Origin of the sequence: Micromonospora sp. A3M-1-15, from assembly GCF_024213425.1 — a bacterium.
In the GTDB taxonomy this organism is placed as follows: Bacteria; Actinomycetota; Actinomycetes; order Mycobacteriales; family Micromonosporaceae; genus Micromonospora; species Micromonospora chersina.
The window spans coordinates 293,172-299,665 of sequence record NZ_JANAVK010000008.1 but is presented as its reverse complement, the minus strand read 5'-3'; the positions used below and the strand labels follow the sequence as shown (position 1 = coordinate 299,665).

The following is a 6,494-nucleotide window of genomic DNA, read 5'->3' as shown; positions in this document are numbered from 1 at the left end:
TGGCCGATGACGCCCGAGGTGGACGACCAGACCGTGTTACCCGACTCGAAGCCCGGGTTGCCGAGCTTCTGGCCGGCCCCCGTGCAGCCGCCCGCACCGGTGACGGTCAGTGAGTACGTCGCCGTCTTCGTGCCCGACGCCGCGGTGCCGCTGATCGTCACCGCGTAGGTGCCGACCGGCGTGCTCGCGGAGGTGGTGATGGTCAGGCTGGACGAGCCGCCGGAGGTCACCGTGGCCGGGTTGAACGAGGCGGTGGCGCCGCTCGGCAGGCCGCTCGCGGCCAGGCTCACCGACTGGGCCGAGCCGTTGGTGGTGGCGGTGGCGACCGTGGCGGTCACCGAGCCGCCCGGCGCGGTCGAACCGGAGGTGGGCGAGACCGAGACGGAGAAGTCGTTGGTCGGCGGCGGGGTGGTGCCGTTGACCACGTAGAGCAGGCGGTTCGGGGTGCCCGTGCCCACGTTGGTCACGACGTTCGGGGTGGCGTTGTTGACCAGGCTGTCCCGCACCTGCTGCGGGGCCCACGAGGGATTCGCCGAGAGCACGAGCGCCGCGGCGCCCGCGACGTGCGGCGACGCCATCGAGGTGCCGCTGATCGTGTTGGTGGCGGTGCTGCCGGTGTACCACGCGGAGGTGATGTTGACGCCCGGCGCCAGGATGTCGACGCAGGTGCCGTAGTTGGAGAAGCTCGCGGCGGCGTCGTTGTTCTGCGTCGCCCCGACCGTGATCGCCGACGCGACCCGGGCCGGTGAGTAGTTGCAGGCGTTCTGCCGGTTGCCCAGGATGTCGCCGTTGCCGGCCGCCACGGCGTACGTGATGCCGGAGTTGATGGAGTTGGTGACCGCGGTGTCGATGGAGCTGTTGGCGGAGCCGCCGAGGCTCATGTTCGCCACCGCCGGCTTCACCGCGTTGGCGGTGACCCAGTCGATGCCGGACACCACCTGGGCGTTGGTGCCGCTGCCCTGGCAGTTGAGCACCCGGACCCCGACGATCTGGACGCCCTTGGCCACCCCGTACGAGGAGCCGCCCACGGTGCCCGCGACGTGCGTGCCGTGGCCGTTGCAGTCGTCGGCGGAGCCGCCGTCCACCGCGTCGAAGCCGGAGACGGCCCGGCCGCCGAAGTCGTTGTGCCCGAACAGCACGCCGGTGTCGATGATGTAGGCCCGCACGTTGCCGGCCGTGTTCGGGTAGGTGTAGGAGCTGTTCAGCGGCAGGTTCCGCTGGTCGATCCGGTCCAGGCCCCAGGACGGCGGGTTCGTCTGGGTGCCGGCGATCGAGACCGTGTGATTCTGTTCCACGTACGCCACGGCGGGGTCGGCCGCGATCCGCGCGGCGGCCTTCGCGCCGACGGTGAGTTCGAAGCCGCGCAGGGCGGCGCGCCACGTGCGGGCGACCGTGCCGCCGTGCCGGGCGGTCAACCGCTGCGCGGTCTCGGTGACGCGGGCGGGGGCGACGGCGTTGTCCTTCAACACCACGATGTAGCTGTCCGCCACGGCGGTGGGACCACCGGCGGCACGGATCGCGCCGGTGGGTTCGGCGGCCGCGGCGGGTGACGCGGCGGCCGCGAGCATGGTCAGGGCGGTCATTCCGACGAGTACGGACCTGTGTGGGAGACCCATCTCCCTACCTCCCTCCGACCGGCACAGGACCGTCCGCCCGGTGAGGCACAGGCGAATCGACGCTGACCGATCATTAAGAGGCTAGGCCAGCAACGGAAACACGTGAACATGCCGGATCCGCCATAACGCCGGTGGGATGACCCCTACGGGAGGGCGTACGGGAGGAACCGGGGTGCGGGCCCCGATCCGGCCGACGCCGGACCGGGCGAGGCTGGAGCCATGGACGAGCATCTCACCGTGCTGCTCCCGCTCGCCGCCGTCTGGCTGGCCGCCGGCGTGGTGGCGGACGGGCTGCCCCGGCTGGACCGCGCCCGCGCGCTGCGCCGGCGTACCGGATGGTTGTCCGCCCTGGTGCTCACCGGCCTGGCGCTGACCGCGGCCGTGCTCGCGGTGGGCCTCCAGAGCGCCGGCACGACGGCGCTCGACCGGGCCGCCGGCGGGCTCACCCTCGCGGCAGCGCCGGCGCTCGTCGTCGCGGTCTGCACGGTGCGCCGGATCCGGTGGCTGCGGGCCGGCGCGGGCGCGCTCGCCGCCGCGCCGGACACCCCGGCCCCGCACGGGCTGCGCGCCGCCGCGGCGCACCCGCTCATCGGGCTGCCGCTCCAGGTGACCGCGCTGGCGATGCTCGGCGCGGTGCTCCCGGCCGCGGGCGTCGACCTGTTCGCGACGCCGGCCGTCACCGGGCCCGCGGCCACCGTCGCGGTGCTCGGCGTGATCGCCATCGGGGTACGCCACGCCCTGCGGCACAACCGCCTCGCCGAGCGGGCCCTGCCGCCGGCGACCGCCGCGTCAGCGCGTGCGGCCGGTCCCCTGCACGTATAGCAGCTCCAGGATGGCCCGGGTCGCCTCGAACCAGCGGTCCAGCCAGCCGGGCGGGGGCACGCTGCCCTTCGGCGGCAACTCCATCAGCAGCCCGCGCAGCAGCGGATGGTCCACGAGGGACTCCTGCGGCTCCATGGGCCAGCCGGTCGGCGGGAAGGACGGCTCCGTGAGCGGGTTCGGGTCGAGCGACGGCAGGGAGAGCGGTGGGGCGGACTGCTCCGGTGCGGGCGCGTCCCGGCCGCCGATCTCGGCTTCGCCGGAGCCCACCTCGGTGAGGACGCTGTCCCGGCGTGCCCCGCGGTATTTGCCACCGAACCGCTCGGGCTTGCCCGGACCGTTTGTGAGATTCTCTGAACCGATCGTCGTCATCCGTCTCGCCTGCCTCGTTCGGTTGCCGATCTGTGCGGTTCAACGAGGCGGAACGGAACTGGCGACGGGTGGCCGGAACCGGCCGGGGCGCAGACGAAATGGTCCCGCCCGGCGACGTTGCCGGGCGGGACCACGCTCCTGGGGGCGGGACGCCGAATCAGCTCCGGCCGAACGTACCGCCCCTGGCGCCGGCGACGAAGGCGTGCCAGTCACCCGGGGCGAAGACCAGGGCCGGGCCCGTCCTGTCCTTCGAGTCCCGGACGCCGACCGCCCCGGTCACGTATGCGACCTCCACGCAGTTGTCACAGTTCGGCCCGCTCTTCGAGCTCTTGAACCACGTCGCCTGCGTCAGGTCCACGGGGAACTCCTTGGTCGCCATTTCCACAACGGCTCCTCTGCCAGTTTTGCGATGTGTGCGATGGATTCCTCCGGGCGAATGGCCGCTGCTCGAATGTGATCGAAGATGAAGCTGTACTTCTGTAGTTCGTCGCTCTTCTCCAGGAAGAGCCCACCCGTGGCGTTCTCCGCGTACACGACATCGGGATCACTCGGTTCGGGGAAGCTGAGGATCGTGAAGGTCCCGTCCATGCCGGCGTGCGCACCCACCTCGAAGGGCAGGACCTGCAACGTCACGTTCGGCAGTTCGGCAATCTCCACCAACCGTCTGAGCTGGCCACGCATCACCGCGTCGCCGCCAACCGGCCGGCTCAGCACCGCCTCGTCGAGCACCACCCACAGATCGACCGGATCGTCCTGGGTCAACAACGACTGACGGCCCAGTCGGACACGCACCCGCTGTTCCACCTGTTCGGCGGAGAAGTCCGGCCGAGCGGCCCGGATCATCGCCCCCGCGTACTCCTCGGTCTCCAGCAGGCCCGGCACGACCTGCTGCTCATACGCCCGGATCGAGCTGGCCGCCGCCTCCAGTCCCACGTACGCCCCGACCAGCACCGTGCTGTACGGATGCCACCAGCCCTTCTGCCGGGCCTCGCGAGCGATCTGCACCAGCTCGTCGCTCTCGGCGCCGACCACCCCGTAGATGCGGAGCATGTCCCGCACGTCCCGGGGTGTCGCGGTGGTGTGGCCGGTTTCGATACGGGAGATCTTGGAGGCCGAACACTCCAACTGCTCGGCGACCGTCTCGATGGTGATGCCGGCAGCTTCGCGCTGCCGGCGGAGTTCCGCCCCCAGGCGTCGACGCCGGATGGTCGGGCTGCGCCGCTCGCTCACGACGCCACCCCACGGGTCGATGGACGGGGAATCCCATTCCTCGCGCGCACCCGGCTACCTCCGGTCGGTCGCGCCCGGTCTCACACCCGCCGGGGCGCGACCGGCGTACGGCGGGTGAGCGTTCGCGGCAGGGGATGGTGCCGGTCGTCGACCGGCCGCGTCGGGCGAAACCGGCGTCCAGTGTGCCGCCCCGGGACCTGAGGCTTCAAGCGTCCCGTTCACGTGTCGTGCTCGCATATCAGCAAAAGACGACGTGCAACTTGCATGAAGCACGTCCCTGATGCACTCTGTCGGTATGGCACGGGTTACTCACCGTCTTCGCATGATCTCCGGGCGTGGTCGCACCACGGGCCGCGGGACGGCAGGAGGGGAGCCGTCCCGCGCCGAGCGATCTGCCCCGGGGTGAAGACCCCGCCGCTGCACGCCAGCTTGGCTGTGGCGGCGGGAGCGGTAGCCGGGAGCAGCCGGGTGATGGTCGGGTGGCGGTCCGCCACCGCGGGTACGGCCCGACCAGCACCGACCCACTGATCAGCGGTCCACGAGGCAGATCCCCCGTCACCGGACCGACCCTGTCCCCCGATCAGCCTCGCCGGCCCGCCCGCCGGCCGACCCTCCCCAGGAGCCGATGTGCTTCCCCGCTCCGGTGACGTACTGCACGTGACTCGCGCGGCGAGTGTCCAGTTCCTCCGACCGATCATGTTCCGGGTGATCCGGGTGCTCGACTGGCCGACCTACGACGGTTGGCTCTGGCTCGACGGCTACGAGTTGAACGCGGCGGGGGACGCGGTCAACCGGCGGTCGATCTTCGTACAGCAGGAGGGGTTGCGGCCTGTCCAGGCCGCGCCGGCCCCTCGTCCGCACACCGTCCGAACGGCCCGTCGTCCGGTGGTCCGGACCCCGGTCCGGGTCGGCTGACCTCACGAAACCCGGTCGGGAGGGCGTGCCAGCGCCATAGAATCGGTACGCCCACCCCGGCAAACGCTCCACCCCGCGCGCTCCGGACCCTGAACCTGGGATGGTCATGGTCAATCTGCCCGCCGCGCGGCGGCACCACCGGTCCCGTATCGGCTACGCCCTCGGGCTCCTCGCGTTCCTCGGCGCCGCGACCATGCTCGCGCTCGTGGTCCGCCACCCCGCCTTCTCCGCGACCACGGAGTTGACCGAGCCGGTCCCGGCTCCGGAGATCACCGTGGTCGGGGAGGGCGACCGGCCGGCCACCGAAGCGGACGAGGACCAGCCCGACGGGGTCGACCCACCGGTGGCCGGCACGCCGGGCGGCGACGTCGGACAGTCGGCGGAGGCAGGTGCCGGGGGCGGGGAGGCCGCGCTGGCCGACCGCCCCTCCGCCACCACCGACCTCAGCCGGTCGCTGTTCTACTCGGGGCTGCTCGGCCTCGCCATCTCGCTGGCCGGCCTGGGCCTGGTCGGCACCCGACGTCGCCAGTGGTGAACGGTCAGGCCCGCCCGAGGTGAACGCGCACGGCGTGACGGTGGCGAACGCTCACGGCGTGGCGGTGACCGTCGGCGCGGGCGTCGAGGTGGAGGCGTCCGTCGTCGGGGCCGCGGCCCGGGCCACCACGATGGTGACCTGGTCCCCCTCGGCGACCGGCTCACCGGCCTCCGGGTCGGTGTCGATCACCGTTCCGGCGGGCTGGTCCGACGTTCGGTACCGCACCCGGTAGTCCACGCCCAGCCGGTCGAGGGCCGCCCGCGCGGCCGACTCCGGCAGCCCCGCCAGCCGCGGCATCGGCACCCCGGCGGCCGCCGTGGTGGTCGGCGGGCTGCTCGGCGGTGAACTGCTCGGCGCGGCGGTGCTCGGCGTGACACTTGTCTGCGGGGCGGTGCTCGGCACGGCCGACGGCGACAGGCCCGGCTCGGCGCCCCGGTCCGCCGCGCGGAGAGCCAGCCAGACACCCAGGCCGATCAGGGCGATCAGCAGCAGCGCGAGGACGCCGAGCAGGATCGGCATCCACCAGCGGCGACCCGCCTGCTCCTCGGTGTACCACTCGGTGCCGGGCTCCGGGTAGCCGGCCGGGCGCGGCGGCGGAACGCCGGCACGCCCCGACCAGGCGGGGCTGACCGGCTCCGGGCGGGTGGCGTCCGTCGGCCGCCGCGCCCCGGCGCCGCCCTCGCCGCGAGGCAGCGGGCGGGTGGCGTCGGGGGCCGCCGGCATGGCCCGCGTCGCCTCCGCGTCCTCCGCCCCCGTCCCGCCGGCACCGGTACGCCCGGCCGGCATGGCCCGGGTCGCGTCGGCGTCCTCACCGCCGGCCGGACCGTGCGGCATGGCCCGGGTGGCGTCGGTGTCCCCGGCCTGCGCGGGGCGGTCGGGCGGGACGGCGCGGGTGGCGTCCGGGTCGGCGCCGCTCCGGTCGGGGGGCAGCGCCCGGGTCGCGTCCGGGTCCCCGGCGGGCGGCTCCTGACGGTCGTCGCTCATCGCACGTCCTTTCCCCACCGGGA

At 73.2% G+C, this 6,494-nt stretch carries 8 protein-coding genes; 3 read left to right on the top strand and 5 right to left on the bottom strand.

The window, feature by feature from the left end; translation table 11 throughout:
- Window positions 1–1,616, bottom strand: a 1,616-nt coding sequence (locus NLX85_RS31680; RefSeq protein WP_254341392.1) for a S8 family peptidase, incomplete at its 3' end; no start/stop codon positions are given.
- 219 nt (window positions 1,617–1,835) lie between these two features.
- On the opposite strand from NLX85_RS31680, the gene NLX85_RS31675 reads away from it, so the two are divergent.
- Window positions 1,836–2,438, top strand: coding sequence for a hypothetical protein (locus tag NLX85_RS31675; RefSeq protein ID WP_254341391.1), 603 nt, complete (start codon window positions 1,836–1,838; stop codon window positions 2,436–2,438).
- Here the strand turns inward: NLX85_RS31675 and NLX85_RS31670 are convergent.
- The 3 genes from NLX85_RS31670 to NLX85_RS31660 form a co-directional block, all read right to left on the bottom strand.
- Window positions 2,406–2,807: a hypothetical protein gene (locus NLX85_RS31670; RefSeq protein WP_254341390.1), complete on the bottom strand. Its 402-nt coding sequence runs from the start codon at window positions 2,805–2,807 to the stop codon at window positions 2,406–2,408. The two genes, NLX85_RS31675 and NLX85_RS31670, sit on opposite strands and share 33 nt — an antisense overlap.
- Before the next feature lie 157 nt (window positions 2,808–2,964).
- A complete protein-coding gene (locus tag NLX85_RS31665; RefSeq protein WP_254341389.1) occupies window positions 2,965–3,186 on the bottom strand; it encodes a DUF397 domain-containing protein in 222 nt (73 codons plus the stop codon).
- A complete protein-coding gene (locus tag NLX85_RS31660; protein ID WP_254341387.1) occupies window positions 3,156–4,037 on the bottom strand; it encodes a helix-turn-helix transcriptional regulator in 882 nt (293 codons plus the stop codon). Before NLX85_RS31660 ends, NLX85_RS31665 begins: the two co-directional genes overlap by 31 nt.
- A 627-nt stretch (window positions 4,038–4,664) precedes the next feature.
- Here NLX85_RS31660 and NLX85_RS31655 point away from each other — a divergent pair.
- Both NLX85_RS31655 and NLX85_RS31650 read left to right on the top strand, forming a co-directional pair.
- The gene (locus tag NLX85_RS31655; RefSeq protein WP_254341385.1) at window positions 4,665–4,952 is read left to right on the top strand and encodes a hypothetical protein; all 288 of its coding nucleotides are present in this window, start codon (window positions 4,665–4,667) and stop codon (window positions 4,950–4,952) included.
- Window positions 4,953–5,052: 100 nt separating this feature from the next.
- The gene (locus NLX85_RS31650) at window positions 5,053–5,487 is read left to right on the top strand and encodes a hypothetical protein (RefSeq protein WP_254341383.1); all 435 of its coding nucleotides are present in this window, start codon (window positions 5,053–5,055) and stop codon (window positions 5,485–5,487) included.
- A 51-nt stretch (window positions 5,488–5,538) separates the two neighbouring features.
- Here NLX85_RS31650 and NLX85_RS31645 read toward each other — a convergent pair whose 3' ends face one another.
- Window positions 5,539–6,471, bottom strand: coding sequence for a PASTA domain-containing protein (locus NLX85_RS31645; RefSeq protein ID WP_254341380.1), 933 nt, complete (start codon window positions 6,469–6,471; stop codon window positions 5,539–5,541).
- Between the last annotated feature and the right edge of the window lie 23 nt (window positions 6,472–6,494).